The sequence below is a fragment of the Photobacterium sp. CCB-ST2H9 genome (genome assembly GCF_023151555.2).
Classification (GTDB): domain Bacteria; phylum Pseudomonadota; class Gammaproteobacteria; order Enterobacterales; family Vibrionaceae; genus Photobacterium.
In genome coordinates this window covers 702,803-722,480 of the sequence record NZ_CP100425.1, presented here as the reverse complement: position 1 = coordinate 722,480, position 19,678 = coordinate 702,803, and the positions used below count along the sequence as shown (strand labels likewise).

Below are 19,678 nucleotides of genomic sequence, written 5' to 3'. Positions count from 1 at the left end.
GAAACCAGAATAATCTGACTTCAAAATAGGGCGCCTGGCGATGTCCTACTCTCACATGGGGAGACCCCACACTACCATCGGCGCTGCTGCGTTTCACGTCTGAGTTCGGCATGGGATCAGGTGGTTCCACAGCGCTATGGTCGCCAGGCAAAATTTGTTCAACAATCTCGGAAAAATCTGACTAAAGTTCTCAGCACATCATTCAAGTGCTCATGGAGTCCGTACGTAAAACCCCTTGGGTGTTGTATGGTTAAGCCTCACGGGCAATTAGTACAGGTTAGCTGAGCGCCTCACAACGCTTACACACCCTGCCTATCAACGTTCTAGTCTCGAACAGCCCTTCAGGAGACTCAAAGTCTCAGGGATGACTCATCTCAGGGCCAGCTTCCCGCTTAGATGCTTTCAGCGGTTATCTGTTCCGAACTTAGCTACCGGGCAATGCGTCTGGCGACACAACCCGAACACCAGCGGTTCGTTCACTCCGGTCCTCTCGTACTAGGAGCAACTCCCTTCAATCATCCAGCGCCCACGGCAGATAGGGACCGAACTGTCTCACGACGTTCTAAACCCAGCTCGCGTACCACTTTAAATGGCGAACAGCCATACCCTTGGGACCGACTTCAGCCCCAGGATGTGATGAGCCGACATCGAGGTGCCAAACACCGCCGTCGATATGAACTCTTGGGCGGTATCAGCCTGTTATCCCCGGAGTACCTTTTATCCGTTGAGCGATGGCCCTTCCATTCAGAACCACCGGATCACTATGACCTGCTTTCGCACCTGCTCGAACCGTCATTCTCGCAGTTAAGCGGGCTTATGCCATTGCACTAACCTCACGATGTCCGACCGTGATTAGCCCACCTTCGTGCTCCTCCGTTACGCTTTGGGAGGAGACCGCCCCAGTCAAACTACCCACCAGGCACTGTCCGCACCCCGGATAACGGGGCGACGTTAGAACATCAACACTACAAGGGTGGTATTTCAAGGACGGCTCCACAGATACTGGCGTACCTGCTTCGAAGCCTCCCACCTATCCTACACATGTAGGGTCAATGTTCAGTGCCAAGCTGTAGTAAAGGTTCACGGGGTCTTTCCGTCTAGCCGCGGGTACGCAGCATCTTCACTGCGATTTCAATTTCACTGAGTCTCGGGTGGAGACAGCGTGGCCATCATTACGCCATTCGTGCAGGTCGGAACTTACCCGACAAGGAATTTCGCTACCTTAGGACCGTTATAGTTACGGCCGCCGTTTACCGGGGCTTCGATCAAGAGCTTCTCCGAAGATAACCCCATCAATTAACCTTCCGGCACCGGGCAGGCGTCACACCGTATACGTCATCTTTCGATTTTGCACAGTGCTGTGTTTTTAATAAACAGTTGCAGCCACCTGGTATCTGCGACTGCCAGCAGCTCCAAGAGCAAGTCTCTTCACCGCCGGCAGCGTACCTTCTCCCGAAGTTACGGTACCATTTTGCCTAGTTCCTTCACCCGAGTTCTCTCAAGCGCCTTGGTATTCTCTACCCGACCACCTGTGTCGGTTTGGGGTACGATTCCTTACTATCTGAAGCTTAGAGGCTTTTCCCGGAAGCATGGCATCAATGACTTCATCACCGTAGTGACTCGACATCGGGTCTCAGCCTTGAGATGGTCCGGATTTGCCTAAACCATCAGCCTACACCCTTGAACCAGGACAACCGTCGCCTGGCCCACCTAGCCTTCTCCGTCCCCCCATCGCAATAGTAAGAAGTACGGGAATATTAACCCGTTTCCCATCGACTACGCCTTTCGGCCTCGCCTTAGGGGTCGACTTACCCTGCCCCGATTAACGTTGGACAGGAACCCTTGGTCTTCCGGCGGGGAGGTTTTTCACCCCCCTTGTCGTTACTCATGTCAGCATTCGCACTTCTGATACGTCCAGCATGCCTTACAGCACACCTTCAGCCGCTTACAGAACGCTCCCCTACCCAATACGATAAATCGCATTGCCGCAGCTTCGGTGTATCACTTAGCCCCGTTAAATCTTCCGCGCAGGCCGACTCGACCAGTGAGCTATTACGCTTTCTTTAAATGATGGCTGCTTCTAAGCCAACATCCTGGCTGTCTGAGCCTTCCCACATCGTTTCCCACTTAGTGATACTTTGGGACCTTAGCTGGCGGTCTGGGTTGTTTCCCTCTCCACGACGGACGTTAGCACCCGCCGTGTGTCTCCCGGATAGTACTTACTGGTATTCGGAGTTTGCAAAGGGTTGGTAAGTCGGGATGACCCCCTAGCCTTAACAGTGCTCTACCCCCAGTAGTATTCGTCCGAGGCGCTACCTAAATAGCTTTCGGGGAGAACCAGCTATCTCCAGGTTTGATTGGCCTTTCACCCCTAGCCACAAGTCATCCGCTAATTTTTCAACATTAGTCGGTTCGGTCCTCCAGTAAGTGTTACCTCACCTTCAACCTGCCCATGGCTAGATCACCTGGTTTCGGGTCTAATCCCAGCAACTGCACGCCCAGTTAAGACTCGGTTTCCCTACGGCTCCCCTATACGGTTAACCTTGCTACTGAAATTAAGTCGCTGACCCATTATACAAAAGGTACGCAGTCACCCCGAAGGGCTCCTACTGCTTGTACGTACACGGTTTCAGGTTCTTTTTCACTCCCCTCACAGGGGTTCTTTTCGCCTTTCCCTCACGGTACTGGTTCACTATCGGTCAGTCAGGAGTATTTAGCCTTGGAGGATGGTCCCCCCATCTTCAGACAAGATAACACGTGTCCCGTCCTACTCGTTTTCACGTTTAAGGTATCGTCGGTTACGGGGCTGTCACCCTGTATCGCGGCACTTTCCAGAGCCTTCACCTGACACAAAAAACGCTTAAGGGCTAATCCGGTTTCGCTCGCCGCTACTGCCGGAATCTCGGTTGATTTCTCTTCCTCGGGGTACTTAGATGTTTCAGTTCCCCCGGTTCGCCTCATCAGGCTATGTATTCACCTGATGATAACCGCTTATGCGGCTGGGTTTCCCCATTCGGAAATCGGTGACTCAAGTGGCTCTTACTGCCTCATCACCGCTTATCGCAAGTTAGTACGTCCTTCATCGCCTCTGACTGCCCAGGCATCCACCGTGTACGCTTAGTCACTTAACCATACAACCCCAAGAGGTTTCGTATGTTCAAACAACCAAGGTTTGATTTGTTTCGCCGGACTCACTTTGCTTTCACTTTTCAAAAGTGAAGACAAAAAATACAAGACACTTGAATGTGTTTTGCTTGAGAACTCTGTTTCTTTCGAAACAGTTTGATTCAATCTCAAAGATTGAATTTACTAGTCAGCTTTCCAGATTGTTAAAGAGCATTGTGAATTATCGACAGATAACCACTTTCTAAAGATTCTCGGGGAAAACCCTTAAAGAGTGGTGGAGCTAAGCAGGATCGAACTGCTGACCTCCTGCGTGCAAGGCAGGCGCTCTCCCAGCTGAGCTATAGCCCCATCGAGTTTTGCAAGAGTGTTCAACCACTGTGTTTGGGAAAACAGTGGTGGGTCTGAGTGGACTTGAACCACCGACCTCACCCTTATCAGGGGTGCGCTCTAACCACCTGAGCTACAGACCCTTCTCTTGCGCTCTTTACATTTTAACCAGGCAATCTGTGTGGACACTGCGATAACAACGCAGTCTTTAGGTAAGGAGGTGATCCAGCCCCAGGTTCCCCTAGGGCTACCTTGTTACGACTTCACCCCAGTCATGAACCACACCGTGGTAAACGCCCTCCCGAAGGTTAAGCTATCTACTTCTGGTGCAGCCCACTCCCATGGTGTGACGGGCGGTGTGTACAAGGCCCGGGAACGTATTCACCGTGGCATTCTGATCCACGATTACTAGCGATTCCGACTTCATGGAGTCGAGTTGCAGACTCCAATCCGGACTACGACGTACTTTGTGGGATTCGCTCACTATCGCTAGTTGGCAGCCCTCTGTATACGCCATTGTAGCACGTGTGTAGCCCTACTCGTAAGGGCCATGATGACTTGACGTCGTCCCCACCTTCCTCCGGTTTATCACCGGCAGTCTCCCTGGAGTTCCCACCCGAAGTGCTGGCAAACAAGGATAAGGGTTGCGCTCGTTGCGGGACTTAACCCAACATTTCACAACACGAGCTGACGACAGCCATGCAGCACCTGTCTCAGAGTTCCCGAAGGCACCAAAGCATCTCTGCTAAGTTCTCTGGATGTCAAGAGTAGGTAAGGTTCTTCGCGTTGCATCGAATTAAACCACATGCTCCACCGCTTGTGCGGGCCCCCGTCAATTCATTTGAGTTTTAATCTTGCGACCGTACTCCCCAGGCGGTCTACTTAACGCGTTAGCTCCGAAAGCCAGTGTTCAAGACACCAACCTCCAAGTAGACATCGTTTACGGCGTGGACTACCAGGGTATCTAATCCTGTTTGCTCCCCACGCTTTCGCATCTGAGCGTCAGTCTTTGTCCAGGGGGCCGCCTTCGCCACCGGTATTCCTTCAGATCTCTACGCATTTCACCGCTACACCTGAAATTCTACCCCCCTCTACAAGACTCTAGCATGCCAGTTCCAAATGCGATTCCGAGGTTGAGCCCCGGGCTTTCACATCTGGCTTAACACGCCGCCTGCATGCGCTTTACGCCCAGTAATTCCGATTAACGCTCGCACCCTCCGTATTACCGCGGCTGCTGGCACGGAGTTAGCCGGTGCTTCTTCTGCAGCTAACGTCAAGGATGAGCACTATTAATACTCACCCCTTCCTCACTGCTGAAAGTGCTTTACAACCCGAAGGCCTTCTTCACACACGCGGCATGGCTGCATCAGGGTTTCCCCCATTGTGCAATATTCCCCACTGCTGCCTCCCGTAGGAGTCTGGACCGTGTCTCAGTTCCAGTGTGGCTGATCATCCTCTCAGACCAGCTAGGGATCGTCGCCTAGGTGAGCCGTTACCCCACCTACTAGCTAATCCCACCTGGGCCAATCTTAGCGCGCGAGGCCCGAAGGTCCCCCGCTTTGCTCCGTAGAGATTATGCGGTATTAGCCATCGTTTCCAATGGTTATCCCCCACACTAAGGCATGTTCCCAGGCATTACTCACCCGTCCGCCGCTCGCCGCCCATAACGTCCCCCGAAGGTTCGGTCATGTCGCTGCCGCTCGACTTGCATGTGTTAGGCCTGCCGCCAGCGTTCAATCTGAGCCATGATCAAACTCTTCAATTAGAATTTTGTTGCCTTTCCGAAGAAAAGCGGCTCAGTGATTACTGATAAATTGACTGTGCCGGTAACCCTTTCGAAAAAGTGCTACCAATTGGTCACTCAGTTCACTGATAAAATCTTTTGACTGTATCATTGTCGAGTGCCCACACAGATTGCATGGTCAAATTGTTAAAGAACTTTGCTATCCCGTTGAACCGTTTGGTTTATCGTGACAACGGAGGCGCATTATAGAGACCTCCTCAGAGAGCGCAATAGTTTTTTTGAATTTTATTTTCAAGAGACCAACATTTAAACAAAAAGAGATAAACAAGTTCGATTTGATTATTTTGAGACCGATTTCAAGGCTGTTTTCGGGGTTGATTGGATGATGTCCTGTCGCTGCCGGGGATGCGTAATCGGAATCGCAGATAATAATGTCTTGGTATATTCCGCCTGAGGTGATGAATAGATCTGTTCTGCCGAGCCAATCTCGACAATCTTTCCGTAATACATCACCGCGACCCGATCGGATACATGTTTCACCACGGATAAGTCATGCGAGATGAAAATCACGGAAAGATCCATTTCCTGTTGCAAGGACAGCAGCAAATTCAGGATTTGTGCCTGCACTGAAACATCCAACGCAGAAACAGATTCATCACAGATAAGTAGTTTGGGTTTTAATGCGATGGCCCGGGCAATCCCAATCCGCTGACGCTGGCCGCCGGAGAACTCATGCGGATAGCGATTGACAGCCGAAGCCGGTAAGTCCACTTTCTGTAGTAACTCCAGGACCCACTTTTTACGCTCAGCCGCACGACCAATCTGATGGATGATGAAAGGCTCCTCAAGAATCATGCCGATGGTGTGTCGCTGATTCAGGGATTCCAGCGGGTCCTGAAAAACGATTTGCATGTCTTTTCGTAATGGCCGCATCTGACGCGGTGAGAAATCCGTAATATCTTGCCCTTCAAAGATGATACGGCCGTCTGTTGGCTCAAACAGTTTGAGAATGCTTCGGCCTAAAGTGCTCTTGCCGCAGCCAGACTCCCCCACCAGCCCGAGCGTTTCCCCTCTGGCTAATGAGAAAGACACACCATCAACCGCTTTGATGGTATAGCCCTTCTTAAAAATCCCCTTCCCAGAGATAAAATGCTGTTTGAGGTTATCGATACGAAGAATTTCATCCATTGAACTGCACCTGATGTTGGCAACAATGACGGTCTGTCATGACTTCCTGAACTCCGGAAACAATGTCGGGTCTATTGGTTCAAACGGGATCATCTGCTTGCCGGGTCTGTTTAAATCAGGCATCAATCCCAACAAACGCTTGGTATATGGATGCTGCGGATGATCAAACAACTCAAAAACGCCGGCGGTTTCCAGCACTTTGCCCCCATACATAACGGCAACATCGTCGCAAATCTCAGCGACGACACCTAAATCATGGGTAATGAAGATCATGGCCATGCCCGTTTCTTCCTGAAGTGCTTTCATCAGTCTCAGGATTTCAGCCTGAATGGTGACATCCAGCGCAGTGGTTGGCTCATCACAGATCAGAATATCCGGCTGACAGGCCAGCGCCATTGCAATCATCACCCTTTGCCGCATCCCTCCAGACAAATGATGCGGATACTCATAAAGTCGCTTTTCGGCCATCGGGATACGTACCTTTTTCAGCATTTCCAGCGAGTAAAGGCTGCGTTCCTTTTTCTTCAGCTCCGGCCGGTGCAGTTCCAGCACTTCGTTCAGCTGCTTTCCGATGGTATGGACCGGATTGAGCGCGGTCATCGGATCCTGAAAAATCATCGAAATGCGATCCCCCCGCATCGCGTACATTTCTCTGGCCGACAGCCGGAGTAAGTCTGTATTCCGGTAAAGTACCTTTCCCCGGGTCACCCGCCCATAGGGCTGCGGAAGCAGCCCCATAATTGACATCGCCGTCACACTCTTTCCTGAGCCCGATTCCCCGACCAAACCCAGGGTACGGCCCTTTTTGACATCAAACGAGACACCGTGCAGCACTTTCACAATACCGTCATCGGTACTGAATTCTGTCTCCAGATCCCGGACTTGCAGAATCAGTTCTTCATTCGCCATACAACACGCCACTCCGCTCAGAGCTTGTATTCCTCTTCAACTATGGTCACCGGCTCAAAATGCCGGCCTGATTTCATGGCCGCTTTGGTTTCCTTTTTACGCGATTCATCAATCCAGAAGGTACCAAAATCCTGGAAGGTGCCGGACGGAAAAAGAAATTCGGTTAATTTGGTCATGGCAGGTTTGGGGATCTGCAACCAGCGCCAGTAAGCCTCCCGGGCATAAGGACGCATGTAACCCGGAACAATCACGCTGGCATCAGCAATAATCGACTGAATCTGCCTGGCTTCAGCTTTCTTCTTCTCCAGATCAAACTCAGAGCGGTACGCCAAGATCAGCCGGTCAAGCTCCGGCGTGCTGTAGTTGGTGAAGTTGTTGTTTTGCGGTTTATTGGCATTGGCCGAATAAAAGTACTCCCAATACTGGGGAATTTCGCTGGTTCCCATATTATGGAATGACAATTCATGCTTCTTCTCAAGGACATACTTGAACGCAGATGAGCCATCGACCAAATTCAGGGTAAACTCCAGACCGGCCAGTTTTGCCTGTTCTTTCAGGTAAGCAATCTGAGGAGTGAGGTAGCCATAACTGTAAGTGATCGCAAAAGACAGCCGCTGTCCCTGCTGATTCACCCGAATCCCATCCGGGCCAATCTGGCTGAATCCCGCTTTTTCAAAATGCTGGATTGCAAGCTCGGGATTAAACGGCGGCGCCTTGATGTCGGTATTGGTGTAATCACCATGCCCGATCCCCATAGGATTCGGTTTTCGGATTACATCACCGCGCAGCACTTTGTCAATCAGGCCGTCAAAGTCACTGGCCAGCGCAATCCCCTGACGGACGTCTAGGTTATCCAGCAGCGGCTTGGCCGTGTTGATCCATAGCCCTCCGGCTCCCATCGGGGTCTGGTTGTATCCCCAGAACTTGTGAATATAGCCATTTTCAAAGTTCGGTGTTTGCGCTTTCTCTCGCCAGAGCTCCGGCGTGTCCAGCCAGAAAGAATCCAGATCCCCTTTTTCAAAATGCTGACGGGCAATGTCTTTGTCGCGAATAACTTTGATACGGATTTTTTCCACATTATAGCGATGCTGGTAATAAGGATTGGTATACCCCCACCAGTCTTTCCCGACATGTTTGAAGGAAATAGATTTTCCTTTTTTGATCTCATCAACGTAATAAGGTCCGGCAGACGGCTCCGGCTTGAAGTTGTAATAGCGGACAAAGTTGTCCTGAATGCCGTCGTTATTTTTATCGGTTTTAGGCTGATAGAAATGTGCCGGGATCGGTCTCAGATTGGCATAAAGTATCAGTTCTTCAGCATTACGCTTTTCAGCCGACACCACGGCAAATGTCAGGTCATCGTATTTAATCACGTCCTCTATCTGCTGGTTGTAAAAGGTATTGTACCAGGGGGCAACAATATCTTTGGAACGCATGAAGGTCAGCACAAAGGTAAAGTCGTCGGCAGTAATCGGTTTCCCATCGGACCATTTCGCATTGGGATTGATCCGGAAATACACGGTCTTATCATCATCGCCATACGCCCATTCGGAGGCAATATCCGGGATCCACGCATAGGTATTGGGGTGACGGGTGACCGCAGCCGGGCGACTGTCTAACAGCCATGACCTGAATCGTCCGTTGGAATCCGGACCGACCGTACGGAACGTTTGCGGGAAACTCTCGATGTAGGTATGAAATGTCCCGCCAAACTTTGCTTGCGGAGAAGCAAACAGCGGTTCATGCAGATTCGATTGCCATTTCAGCCCCGCAGGTAACTCAGCAGCGGTCAGCAACGGGCTGCCCAGAGCCATGGCGAGAAATGCGGATATGCTCAGCGTCTTTTTCATCATACGTCCTTGTTGTGTGGCTACTCTGTTAACTATAACGGGTAAATTTCTTGGGATCGAAAGCAGCCCTGACACTTTCACCGATGAACGTCACCATCACCAGAACAGCCACAATGGCCGTGACGACCGTCGTCACTATCCAGGGTGCATCCAGGTTCGATTTTCCCTGCTGCAATAAATCTCCCCAGCTCGGTGTCGGCGGCATCAGGCCCAGACCAAGATAATCCAGCGCCGTCAGAGCCGTAATATTGGCCGCAATGGTAAAAGGCGCCAGTGTCACAATCATCACCATCACATTCGGCAAAATATGCGCATAAAGGATGCGCCAGTTCGATGCGCCTATCGCCCTGGCTGCCATCACGTAATCTCTGGCAACTTCCTTGTATGTCATTGTGCGCATATACCAAGTCATTCCCATCCAGCCAAACAGCACATTGATGGCAACGAATAAGGTAAAAGACGGCTGGGTAATCGACACCAGAATCATGATGACGTAAAGGAAAGGTACCATCGACCAGACTTCGATAAAGCGTTGCACCAGCAAATCAAACTTGCCGCCCCAAAACCCCATCGCACAGCCGACCATGGTTCCGATAGCGTAGGAAATCGCCATCGTCAGCAAGGCAAACCCCATGGTAATGCGAAAGCCGTATACAAGCCGGGCCAGAATATCCCGCCCGATGGTATCAGTTCCCAGATAATGCCGAGATTCTGCATCCGGTGCCGTCGGAGGAAAATCGCCACTGAAATCCTGCTCCAGCGGATTCCAGGGCACCAGCGGCATGATGACGTAGTCGCCTTGTCCTGCTTCTGTAAATCGTTGCTTTAAGTCCCGGTACTGGGCTTCGCTCTGATAGTCTTCACCAAAGGTTGTTCCGGGCAGCACATCACTCATGACAGGGAAAAAATAGGCCCCCTGATACTTCACGACCAAGGCCTTGCTGTTAATCAGAAACTCAGCAAATAATGACAGCACCAGCAAAGTAGAAAGAATCACCAAAGACCAGTAGCCGCGCCGGATCTCTTTAAATCGTTTGATTTTTTTCTGGGTTAATGGGCTCAGCGACAACATATCAGGCTCCGAATCTCACACGAGGATCCACCAGCGCAACACAAATATCCGAAATAATATTGCCCAGCATTAATAAAACGGCATTGATCGCAACGATCCCCATCACAACCGGATAGTCCCGTTCCATAATTGATTCATATCCTAATAAGCCAACGCCATCGATATTAAAAATAACTTCGATCAGAAACGATCCGGTCATGAAAAAGAGCAGCGAGTTCCCGAAATGACTGGCAATGGGGATCAGACTGTTTCGCAACGCATGCCGACGGACCGCCTGAGAAAATGGCAGTCCTTTTGCGATGGCTGTCCGGATATAGTCAGCCGATAACGTCTCCATCATATTATTTTTCATAGTCATCGTGAGGGTGGCAAAATCACCAATGAGGTAACAAATTAAAGGTAAACACGCATGCCAGAAAATATCTTTGATTTGCAGCCAGACGCTTTCGTAGTCCTCAAATTCGTCACTGACAAAACCGCCCATGGGGAACCATTCCAGCTGATAACTGAAAAACGTGATCAACAGGACACCAATCACATACCCCGGAAGCGCGTAACCGATAAAGATAAGAATCGAAGATGCCGAGTCAAAATGACTACCGTGTTTCAGCGCTTTGTAGTAACCCAGCGGGATGGAGATAAAGTAACTGAGGAAGAACGTTACTCCGCCGTAAAACAAAGAAATCGGCAGGCGTTCCATAATCATGTCCCAGACCGGTTCGTAGTAACGGGTTGATAAACCGAAGTCCAGTTGCACCAGTTTCGTCAGCCACTCACTGTAGGCTTCAAAAACCGGTTTATCCAGCCCGTAGAAAGCATTCAGTTCTGCCAGTTGCTCTTCAGAAAGCGCATTACTCTCCCCGGCCATGGACGGTGACGATGACATCCCCTGCTGGGCCTGAATATTCGCCAGCATCCGCTCGACGGGTCCGCCCGGCACAAACCGGGTCAGCGTAAAGATCAGTACGGTTATCCCGATAAAAGTAGGGACCACTAACGCCAAGCGGCGCAAAAAATACGACAACATCCGCTTCCATGACTCCCTGTCATTGCCACAATTCCTTTCAATCGCAGTATAGCACCAGTCCAAATTTGCTATCCGTCAGACGAGAGCAATCCAATCGCCTCTTTCACCAAACGGAATGTTCAACTTAATCTCATTAATGTTATGAATCAACAATCAAAATCAGCACCTCCCCGGATCATTCAGGTTGAGACAGATGAATAACGTCGGTTCAGTAGAACCGACAATACAAAACATGAAAGCTCAGACTGAATGGTTCTGTTCAAATACTCTGAAGCTATTTCACTGGTTCGATTGCCGCCGATTCCGAGACATAAAAAAGCAGGCCGTTGGCCTGCTCAGAAAAATGCATCACGAACTTGTTTATTTCACAGACGCCAGCCATTTCGGCACATCAGCAACACTATCCAACACCACAGTGGCCAGCGCTTCTCCGGCTTCAGTCACCGGCTTACCGGTACGGACCAGAATCTTGGTGCCGACCTCTGCCGCTTCAGCCGCTTTCATGTCATCGGTTTTATCACCGATCATGACTGAACGCGCCATATCAATCTTCAGAAAATCGCGGGCAGAGACAAACATTCCCGGTTTCGGTTTGCGGCAATTACAGTCCTGCAGGTAATCACCCTGCCCCTCACTCGGATGATGCGGGCAATAATAAATTCCGTCAAACTCCACACCATTGTCGACAAAGTTCCAGTCCATCCACTCTGTCAGACTCAGAAATTCATCTTCCGTGTACATCCCTTTGGCAATACCAGCCTGATTGGTCACCAGTACCAGAAGATATCCCATCTCTTTGAGCTGCTTACAGGCGTCAAACACACCTTCAATATATTCAAAGTCATCCACGGTATGAACATAACCATGATCAACATTAATCACGCCATCACGATCGATAAACACAGCAGGCTTAGCCAAGCGACCACCTAAATCTCGAAACCAAAATTGACTAAATTATGGCATGGCTGCCAGCCGGATTCATCTCTTAATCCGCATCAGGACACAAACCGGTTTCGCGAACAGATTTCAGCTCAACCTCTGAAAAACCTCATTTGGACGTCTAGACGTAAAAATATCTATTGACTTAGCCATCTAGACACCCTAGCATCAGGCAACAGAAGGCACGGAAAAAATCCGCGAACACAAACAAATAACAAGGTCATGCGCCAATTCAGCATACAAAATCACTAAAACAGGCGAAGTAATGACCGCAACGCTATGCTGGATACACATTTTCTGGCACGTCAAAAGTAGTAGCAGGACACAGAATGATAGAAATCAACAGGGTCAATAAAGTCTTCAAGGTCGGGGATAAAGACATCCACGCCCTGCGCGATATCAATCTCAGCATCGGGGAAGGAACCATTTTCGGCGTGATCGGTGCGTCCGGTGCCGGTAAAAGTACTCTGATCCGTTGCGTCAATTTGCTGGAAAAGCCAACTTCCGGCCATGTGATTGTCGACGGAGTCGACCTGACACAACTCTCCAGCCAGGAACTGACGCTGGCCCGCCGTAAAATCGGCATGATTTTCCAGCATTTCAATCTATTGTCTTCGCGGACTGTTTTTGACAACGTGGCTCTGCCACTGGAGCTGTCCGGCACAGATAAAACCGAAATCCAACGAAAAGTCTCCGAACTGCTGCAACTGGTTGGCCTGGCCGACAAACACCATGCTTATCCGTCGAATCTGAGCGGCGGTCAGAAACAGCGTGTGGCAATTGCGCGCGCGCTGGCTTCAGACCCGAAAGTCCTGCTGTGTGATGAAGCCACCAGCGCACTGGATCCGGCCACCACGCAGTCTATTCTTGAGCTGCTGCGTGAAATCAACAGCAAGCTGAACCTGACCATTTTGCTGATCACCCATGAAATGGATGTGGTGAAAAGCATCTGCTCTGAAGTGGCCATTATTGGTCAGGGCGAATTGGTTGAAAAAGGCCCGGTCGGCGATATTTTCGCTCATCCGAAAACAGAACTGGCACGTGAGTTCATTCGCGCAACCCTGGATCTTTCCATTCCGGAAGACTATCAGGCACGACTGGAGAGCACCCGCACGGAAAGCAACTATCCGCTGATTCGCCTTGAATTTACCGGCGCCTCCGTGGATGCCCCCCTGCTCAGCCAGGTGTCACGCCAGTTTGGTATTGATGCCAACATTCTGAGTGCCGACATGGACTACGCCGGCGGCGTGAAGTTTGGCTTGATGCTGGCAGAATTTTTCGGAACAGAGGAAGCGACACAACAAGCCATCGCTTTCCTTCGCGAACATAAAGTTAATGTAGAGGTGCTGGGTTATGTTGCTTGATTCTATCGCCGCCTGGTGGCAAACCAACGAACGTCTGGTCGGTCTTTTAACGGAAGCTCTGGGTGAAACCCTGATGATGGTGTTTGCCTCCGGTGTGATTGGCTTCGCGATTGGTATTCCGCTGGGTGTTGCCCTGCATCTGACCAAACCCAAAGGTCTGATGGCAAATCCAGGCCTGAACAAAGCCTTGGGCACGGTCGTCAATATTGGCCGCTCGATCCCGTTTATTATCCTGCTGGTTGCTATTATCCCCTTTACCCGCTTTGTGGTGGGCAGCTCAATCGGCACCGCTGCGGCAATCGTCCCGTTGACCGTCGGCGCAATTCCTTTCATTGCCCGCCTGGTTGAAGGCGCGCTGCTGGAGGTACCGAGCGGGCTGGTTGAAGCTGCGCAAGCCATGGGCGCCACCCCGACCCAGATTATCCGCAAGGTGCTGCTGCCGGAAGCCCTGCCGGGCATTATCAACGCAGTCACCATTACGCTGGTCACGCTGGTGAGTTATTCGGCCATGGCCGGTACCGTCGGCGGCGGCGGTCTGGGCGATGTCGGTATCCGTTACGGTTATCAGCGCTTTGACGGCACCGTCATGATGATTACCGTGGTCATGCTGGTGATTCTGGTCCAGCTGATTCAGTCTGCAGGTGACCATCTGGTCCGCCGCGTCGACCACAGATAAGTTAACGAGAACAAGACAGAAAACTCACATTCGCCGGACATCATATTCAGGCGATACCGATAAGTTAGTGAAATACAACGACAACAAAGTACAGGGATACCCTGAACATAGGAGATGTACAATGGCACTGAATATTAAACACTTCTTCGCAGTGGCGGGACTTGCTTCAGCTCTGGCTCTGACGGGCTGCGGAGAAAAAGAAGCCGCAGTAGACAACAGCAAAATCAAAGTCGGTGTGATGGCCGGTTCTGAAGCACAGGTTGCTGAAGTTGCCGCTAAAGAAGCCAAAGACAAATATGGTCTGGATGTTGAGCTGATCACTTTCACTGACTACGTATCGCCAAACGCAGCACTGGAAGAAGGTTCCATTGATGTGAATGCATTCCAGCATAAACCTTATCTGGATCAGCAGGTCAAAGACCGCGGTTACAAGTTCGCCGTTGCCGGTAACACCTTTGTTTACCCAATCGCAGCCTATTCAAGCAAAATCGCATCAATTGATGAGCTGCAGGACGGTGACCAGATTGCCGTGCCAAACGATCCGACAAACCTTGGCCGTTCCCTGCTGTTGCTGCAACAACAGGGTCTGATCAAACTGAAAGAAGGTGCTGGCCTGACCGCAACCGTACTGGATATTGTTGAGAATCCGAAGAATCTGGAAATTGTGGAACTGGAAGCGCCTCAGCTGCCGCGTTCTCTGGACGACGTCAAACTGGCGATTATCAATAACACCTATGCCAGCACAATTGATCTGACGCCGGAGCATGACGGCATCTTCGTGGAAGATAAAGAGTCACCATATGTAAACCTGATTGTGGCGCGTGAAAACAACGTGAATGCAGAAAACGTGAAAACGTTCGTGAAAGCATACCAGTCAGATGCGGTGAACGATGCAGCCATGAAAATCTTCAAAGGCGGTGTGGTGAAAGGCTGGTAATCCACCTGACACTATATTCCCTTTCAACATCAGAAAGCCCCTTCAAGGGGCTTTCTTTTTATCGCTTACTTTGTATCAATTACTTTTTCTTTTTCACCTTTCCCTGCACCGCTTTCAGGCGCGGATTCGATTTACAAATCACATAGATCCGGCCTCGGCGTTTCACCACCTGACAATCCCGATGACGTTGCTTGGCACTCTTTAATGAACTTAATACCTGCATGAGTTTTCCTTATTTGCTGAATGCCGCAAAGCGACGCTGAAAGTTCGCCATCCGGCCTTCCGATTGAATAATGCGCTGCTTCCCGGTGTAAAACGGATGTGATTCAGAAGAGATGTCCAGTAAAAAGTACGGGTACTCTTTCCCATCTTTCCACCGGATCGTCTTGTCTGTTTTCAGGGTGGATCCAATCACAAAATACTGATCCACGCTGGTGTCGTGAAATACCACTTTCCGGTATTCAGGATGAATGTCTGGTTTCATAAAGCCCCCTCAATCAAATGTTACATTATAACATAACATTTGATATTCGTTCTCAACAAGCATTTTTTCTTCGGGCTTTGCGGCAGGCTCTTATGTTATGGTCTGCGGGATCTTTTACTCAGCCTGAAAACACCATGACAGAGACATTCCAGCTACAGCCCGTTGGCATCATTCATTCTCCCTACAAAGAAAAATTTGCCGTTCCGCGCCAGCCCGGACTAGTTCCCAGCGCCAGAGCGACACTGGCCCTGTGTGGTGATGCAAACAGTCCTGAATCGGTCCGGGGTATAGAGCAGTTCAGTCACCTGTGGTTATTGTTTTTGTTTGATCAGAACCTATCGGCAGGATGGCGGCCGACGGTGAGACCTCCCCGGCTGGGCGGAAACGAACGCATTGGCGTATTTGCGAGCCGGGCGACTTTTCGTCCGAACGGGATTGGGATGTCCGCCATTCAGCTGTTGGGAGTCCGTCAGGAAAACGGGCAGGTTTTACTGGATCTGGCCGGCGTCGATTTAGTCGATGGTACGCCCGTGATTGATATCAAACCTTATATTCCATATTCAGACAGCCTGCCTGATGCTCTCGGCGGTTTTGCTGCGGAAACGCCCGCTTTGCTGCCCGTTGAGTTCTCAGCAACAGCCTTGTCAAAGCTCAGCGGCAACGATGCGGCATATCACCGGGCCGTGATTGAAGAAGTGCTGGCACAGGATCCCCGGCCGGCATACAAAAAAGGCAAACAAGACGACAGACTGTATGGCGTCCTGCTGTTCAACTACAACGTTCAGTTCCGGTTTGAAGGAAATCAAGTCCGGGTCGAAGATTTGGCATCGCCCGAATAATCACACCATACTTACCCTATTTTCCGGTGACTGACGTCACCGGAAAGCCAATAAGCGTCGGGTTCCCTTTGGCGAAAGGCCGATACGCTGCTAATATACTGCTTCCAAATCAATCCTCATAATTACCAACGGATACCATCAATGCGTACCAGTAAATATCTTCTTTCTACTTTGAAGGAGACTCCAAACGACGCAGAAGTGATCAGCCACCAGCTGATGCTGCGTGCAGGTATGATCCGTAAGCTGGCCTCAGGTTTGTACACCTGGCTGCCTACTGGTCTGCGCGTTCTGCGTAAGGTCGAAAATATTGTTCGTGAAGAAATGAACAAAGCCGGTGCAGTCGAAACGCTGATGCCTGTCGTTCAGCCATCTGAACTGTGGCAGGAAACAGGCCGCTGGGACAAATTTGGTCCTGAGCTGCTGCGAATCGCTGACCGTCACAACCGACCGTTTGTACTGGGCCCGACCCATGAAGAAGTCATCACTGATATGGTGCGCAATGAGGTCAAATCTTACAAACAGCTGCCGCTGAACCTGTATCAGATTCAGACCAAATTCCGTGATGAAGTTCGTCCGCGCTTTGGTGTCATGCGCTCCCGTGAGTTCATCATGAAAGATGCTTACTCTTTCCATCTGGATAAAGAGAGTCTGCAGGAAACCTACCAGGACATGTACCAGGCGTACAGCAATGTCTTCAGCCGTATGGGTCTGGACTTCCGCGCAGTACTGGCAGACACCGGTTCAATCGGTGGCAGCGGCTCGCACGAATTCCACGTTCTGGCGGAAAGCGGTGAAGACCTGATTGCCTTCTCGACCGAGTCAGAATACGCAGCGAACATCGAGAAAGCCGAAGCGCTGGCACCAACCACTGAGCGTGCTGAGCCAACGGAAGAGATGAAGCTGGTTGATACGCCAAACGCGAAAACCATCGCTGAGCTGGTCGAACAATTTGGCCTGCCAATCGAAAAAACAGTGAAGACATTATTTGTGAAAGCTTCTGAGGAAGCTGATGCTGAGCTGATCGCCCTGATCGTCCGCGGCGACCACGAGCTGAACGAAGTCAAAGCTGAGAACCTGGACTGTGTGGCCAAGCCACTGGAATTCGCGAGCGAAGAAGAAATCCGTGCGGTTGTAAACGCAGGTCCTGGCTCTCTGGGCCCTGTCGGCCTGAGCATTCCGTTCATCGTTGATCGCAGCGTTGCAGTGATGAGCGATTTCGGTGCCGGTGCGAACGTAGATGACAAGCACTACTTTGGGATCAACTGGGGCCGTGACGTCGAACTGGGCCGTGTCGAAGATCTGCGTAATGTGATTGAAGGCGACCCAAGCCCATGTGGTCAAGGTACCATCATGCTCAAGCGTGGTATTGAAGTCGGCCACATCTTCCAGCTGGGCACCAACTATTCTGCCTCAATGGGTGCAACAGTTCTGGATGCCAACGGCAAACAAGCCGTGATGGAAATGGGATGCTACGGTATCGGCTGTACGCGTGTTGTCGCAGCAGCTATCGAGCAGAACAACGATGAAAACGGCATCATCTGGCCAGACGCTATTGCACCGTTCCAGGTTGCGATTGTACCAATGAACATGCATAAGTCTGAAGAAGTTCAGCAGGCAGCAGAGAAGCTGTACGCCGATCTGACGGCTGCCGGTATTGAAGTCCTGTTCGACGATCGTAAAGAACGTCCGGGTGTCATGTTCGCGGATATGGAACTGATCGGTGTCCCGCACACCGTGGTGATTGGTGACCGCAGCCTGAAAAACGGTGAGGTGGAATACAAAGACCGCCTTACCGGTAACAAAGAACCTGTTGCAGCAGACAGCATTGCGGATTTCATTAAGCAAAAGCTGGCATAATTGCCGAAACAATTCTTTCAAGCCTCCTTCGGGAGGCTTTTTCGTATCTGTGCCACAGAATTTCAGTCTAAGATAGGCATAAACTGAGTCTTATCATCAGACTAGACGCCACCAAAGTCTGCGATTTCTGTTTTTACCATTGGAGTGGAAGTGCCAGTATGGGCAAGGAAAAGCCAAAAATCAGTCTCCTGCTTTCCGGCGGCGGTGCCCGGGCTGCCTATCAGGTAGGTGTGCTGAAAGCGATTTCCGAATGGTATCCGAGGAACCACCACAGCCCATTTGACATTTATTGCGGCACATCAGCAGGAGCGATCAATGCGACAGCAATCGCCTGCTATGCGTCCTGTTTTCGCCTGGGTGTCAAAAAGCTCGAATGGATATGGGCAAGACTCCACAGCCGTCGTGTATTCCGCTCCAGCACTGTCGGGATAACACAACACTTATTCCACCAGCTGCTTGCCCGACTGCAGGCGCCTTATCATCCCAGACCGCCGTTTGGGCTGCTGGATAACCGGCCTTTGCGTCAGCTGCTGAATCAGGCAAACAATTATGCCCGCCTGGAGCAACAGATCCTGGCGGGTAACCTTCACGGTATTTCCGTGACGACGTCCAGTTACAAAAGCGGAAAAACAATCAGCTTTTTTCAGGGCCAGCAAAGTATCGAGCCCTGGACGCATTCGACATCGAAAGGACGCCGGTCACTGATCACGACTGAGCACCTGCTGGCATCATCGGCGATCCCTTTTGTCTTTCCGGCCAGCCGGATTGGTCAGGCTTATTATGGTGACGGCTCGATCCATCAGCTGACACCGCTGCGCCCGTCGATGAAAATGGGGGCAGATAAAATCCTGATCATTGATTTGATCAACCAGCGGCTCAAACCCAGAGATCCCACTCAGGCTCCCGGTTTAGGCATGCTGACCGGCCACCTGATGGACACCATCTTCAGCGATACCATGGCCGCCGAACTGGAGCATTTGGAAAATACCAATCTTCTGCTCCACAAACTGCCTGAGGAGGAACGCAAAAACATGGCCACCAAGGCAGTCGAAACCCTGCACCTGTTCCCCAGCCAGTCTTTTGAACCGCTGGCTCAGGCGTTCTATCATCATATGCCACTGGCGGCGAGAAGCCTGATGAGGCTGTTAGGGATCAGTCCAAAAGACGATTCCGCACTGACCAGTTACATCCTTTTTGAGCCGAATTATATTCACGCGCTGATTCATTTGGGCTATGTGGATGCGCAGGAACGGGAAGGTGAGCTACGTTCGTTTTTAGAATAAAAACAATGAGAGATTTTCATTTTGTTCCATTTTCTATTGATCTGGTTCTAAAATCT

Annotated in this window: 14 protein-coding genes, 2 tRNA genes and 3 rRNA genes; 6 read left to right on the top strand and 13 right to left on the bottom strand. The window is 50.7% G+C overall.

Translation table 11 applies throughout. From position 1 onward, the window contains the following. Window positions 1–32: 32 nt before the first annotated feature. The 11 genes from rrf to gmhB all read right to left on the bottom strand — a co-directional run bounded on the left by rrf (window position 33) and on the right by gmhB (window position 12,161). Window positions 33–148: ribosomal RNA gene (rrf, locus tag L4174_RS03385) — 5S ribosomal RNA — on the bottom strand. Window positions 149–246: 98 nt separating this feature from the next. Next, a 23S ribosomal RNA gene (locus tag L4174_RS03380) occupies window positions 247–3,131 on the bottom strand. A gap of 267 nt (window positions 3,132–3,398) precedes the next feature. Beyond that, window positions 3,399–3,474 (bottom strand) — tRNA-Ala (locus L4174_RS03375). 45 nt (window positions 3,475–3,519) lie between these two features. Next, window positions 3,520–3,596, bottom strand: a tRNA-Ile gene (locus L4174_RS03370). A gap of 70 nt (window positions 3,597–3,666) precedes the next feature. After that, a 16S ribosomal RNA gene (locus L4174_RS03365) occupies window positions 3,667–5,218 on the bottom strand. Together the 16S, 23S and 5S rRNA genes with 2 tRNA genes alongside form the textbook arrangement of a ribosomal RNA operon. A 318-nt stretch (window positions 5,219–5,536) precedes the next feature. Further along, window positions 5,537–6,385 carry an ABC transporter ATP-binding protein gene (locus L4174_RS03360; protein WP_248144194.1) on the bottom strand — a complete coding sequence of 283 codons (849 nt, stop codon included), beginning with the start codon at window positions 6,383–6,385 and terminating at the stop codon, window positions 5,537–5,539. Window positions 6,386–6,421: 36 nt separating this feature from the next. Continuing rightward, window positions 6,422–7,294, bottom strand: a complete 873-nt coding sequence (locus tag L4174_RS03355) for an ABC transporter ATP-binding protein (RefSeq protein ID WP_248144192.1) — start codon at window positions 7,292–7,294, stop codon at window positions 6,422–6,424. A 17-nt stretch (window positions 7,295–7,311) separates the two neighbouring features. Beyond that, window positions 7,312–9,144 carry an extracellular solute-binding protein gene (locus tag L4174_RS03350; protein ID WP_248144222.1) on the bottom strand — a complete coding sequence of 611 codons (1,833 nt, stop codon included), beginning with the start codon at window positions 9,142–9,144 and terminating at the stop codon, window positions 7,312–7,314. A 28-nt stretch (window positions 9,145–9,172) separates the two neighbouring features. Further along, on the bottom strand, window positions 9,173–10,216 hold the full coding sequence (locus L4174_RS03345) for an ABC transporter permease (RefSeq protein WP_248144190.1): 1,044 nt from the start codon (window positions 10,214–10,216) through the stop codon (window positions 9,173–9,175). Between the two features lies 1 nt (window position 10,217). After that, complete coding sequence (locus tag L4174_RS03340; RefSeq protein WP_248144188.1) at window positions 10,218–11,243, bottom strand: ABC transporter permease subunit; 1,026 nt, start codon at window positions 11,241–11,243, stop codon at window positions 10,218–10,220. Between the two features lie 360 nt (window positions 11,244–11,603). After that, entirely contained in the window at window positions 11,604–12,161 is a 558-nt protein-coding gene (gene gmhB / locus L4174_RS03335; RefSeq protein WP_248144186.1) for a D-glycero-beta-D-manno-heptose 1,7-bisphosphate 7-phosphatase, read from the bottom strand. 350 nt (window positions 12,162–12,511) lie between these two features. Between gmhB and metN the strand changes: the two genes are divergently transcribed. From metN to L4174_RS03320, 3 genes are all read left to right on the top strand, one after another. Next, window positions 12,512–13,546: a methionine ABC transporter ATP-binding protein MetN gene (gene metN / locus L4174_RS03330; protein WP_248144185.1), complete on the top strand. Its 1,035-nt coding sequence runs from the start codon at window positions 12,512–12,514 to the stop codon at window positions 13,544–13,546. Next, window positions 13,536–14,222: a methionine ABC transporter permease gene (locus L4174_RS03325; RefSeq protein WP_248144183.1), complete on the top strand. Its 687-nt coding sequence runs from the start codon at window positions 13,536–13,538 to the stop codon at window positions 14,220–14,222. Before metN ends, L4174_RS03325 begins: the two co-directional genes overlap by 11 nt. A 121-nt stretch (window positions 14,223–14,343) precedes the next feature. Next, a complete protein-coding gene (locus tag L4174_RS03320; RefSeq protein WP_248144181.1) occupies window positions 14,344–15,159 on the top strand; it encodes a MetQ/NlpA family lipoprotein in 816 nt (271 codons plus the stop codon). Between the two features lie 79 nt (window positions 15,160–15,238). Here L4174_RS03320 and ykgO read toward each other — a convergent pair whose 3' ends face one another. Together ykgO and L4174_RS03310 are read right to left on the bottom strand one after the other, a co-directional pair. Next, a complete protein-coding gene (ykgO, locus tag L4174_RS03315; RefSeq protein ID WP_036755872.1) occupies window positions 15,239–15,382 on the bottom strand; it encodes a type B 50S ribosomal protein L36 in 144 nt (47 codons plus the stop codon). A gap of 9 nt (window positions 15,383–15,391) precedes the next feature. Then, complete coding sequence (locus tag L4174_RS03310) at window positions 15,392–15,643, bottom strand: type B 50S ribosomal protein L31 (protein WP_248144179.1); 252 nt, start codon at window positions 15,641–15,643, stop codon at window positions 15,392–15,394. Window positions 15,644–15,777: 134 nt separating this feature from the next. Between L4174_RS03310 and tsaA the strand changes: the two genes are divergently transcribed. The 3 genes from tsaA to L4174_RS03295 all read left to right on the top strand — a co-directional run bounded on the left by tsaA (window position 15,778) and on the right by L4174_RS03295 (window position 19,622). Beyond that, window positions 15,778–16,482 (top strand): tRNA (N6-threonylcarbamoyladenosine(37)-N6)-methyltransferase TrmO, encoded by a 705-nt coding sequence (tsaA, locus tag L4174_RS03305; protein WP_248144176.1) that lies wholly within the window; start codon window positions 15,778–15,780, stop codon window positions 16,480–16,482. 141 nt (window positions 16,483–16,623) lie between these two features. Then, window positions 16,624–18,339, top strand: coding sequence for a proline--tRNA ligase (locus tag L4174_RS03300; RefSeq protein WP_248144174.1), 1,716 nt, complete (start codon window positions 16,624–16,626; stop codon window positions 18,337–18,339). Window positions 18,340–18,497: 158 nt separating this feature from the next. Further along, window positions 18,498–19,622: a patatin-like phospholipase family protein gene (locus tag L4174_RS03295; protein WP_248144172.1), complete on the top strand. Its 1,125-nt coding sequence runs from the start codon at window positions 18,498–18,500 to the stop codon at window positions 19,620–19,622. The last annotated feature ends 56 nt before the right edge of the window (window positions 19,623–19,678 follow it).

Excerpts from the sequence above, each read along its gene's own strand:
- L4174_RS03360 (WP_248144194.1), bottom strand. The coding sequence starts at position 6,385 with ATGGATGAAATTCTTCGTATCGATAACCTCAAACAGCATTTTATCTCT.
- L4174_RS03355 (WP_248144192.1), bottom strand. The coding sequence starts at position 7,294 with ATGGCGAATGAAGAACTGATTCTGCAAGTCCGGGATCTGGAGACAGAA.
- L4174_RS03350 (WP_248144222.1), bottom strand. The coding sequence starts at position 9,144 with ATGAAAAAGACGCTGAGCATATCCGCATTTCTCGCCATGGCTCTGGGC.
- L4174_RS03345 (WP_248144190.1), bottom strand. The coding sequence starts at position 10,216 with ATGTTGTCGCTGAGCCCATTAACCCAGAAAAAAATCAAACGATTTAAA.
- L4174_RS03340 (WP_248144188.1), bottom strand. The coding sequence starts at position 11,243 with ATGTTGTCGTATTTTTTGCGCCGCTTGGCGTTAGTGGTCCCTACTTTT.
- metN (WP_248144185.1), top strand. The coding sequence starts at position 12,512 with ATGATAGAAATCAACAGGGTCAATAAAGTCTTCAAGGTCGGGGATAAA.
- L4174_RS03325 (WP_248144183.1), top strand. The coding sequence starts at position 13,536 with ATGTTGCTTGATTCTATCGCCGCCTGGTGGCAAACCAACGAACGTCTG.
- L4174_RS03320 (WP_248144181.1), top strand. The coding sequence starts at position 14,344 with ATGGCACTGAATATTAAACACTTCTTCGCAGTGGCGGGACTTGCTTCA.
- ykgO (WP_036755872.1), bottom strand. The coding sequence starts at position 15,382 with ATGCAGGTATTAAGTTCATTAAAGAGTGCCAAGCAACGTCATCGGGAT.
- L4174_RS03310 (WP_248144179.1), bottom strand. The coding sequence starts at position 15,643 with ATGAAACCAGACATTCATCCTGAATACCGGAAAGTGGTATTTCACGAC.
- tsaA (WP_248144176.1), top strand. The coding sequence starts at position 15,778 with ATGACAGAGACATTCCAGCTACAGCCCGTTGGCATCATTCATTCTCCC.
- L4174_RS03300 (WP_248144174.1), top strand. The coding sequence starts at position 16,624 with ATGCGTACCAGTAAATATCTTCTTTCTACTTTGAAGGAGACTCCAAAC.
- L4174_RS03295 (WP_248144172.1), top strand. The coding sequence starts at position 18,498 with ATGGGCAAGGAAAAGCCAAAAATCAGTCTCCTGCTTTCCGGCGGCGGT.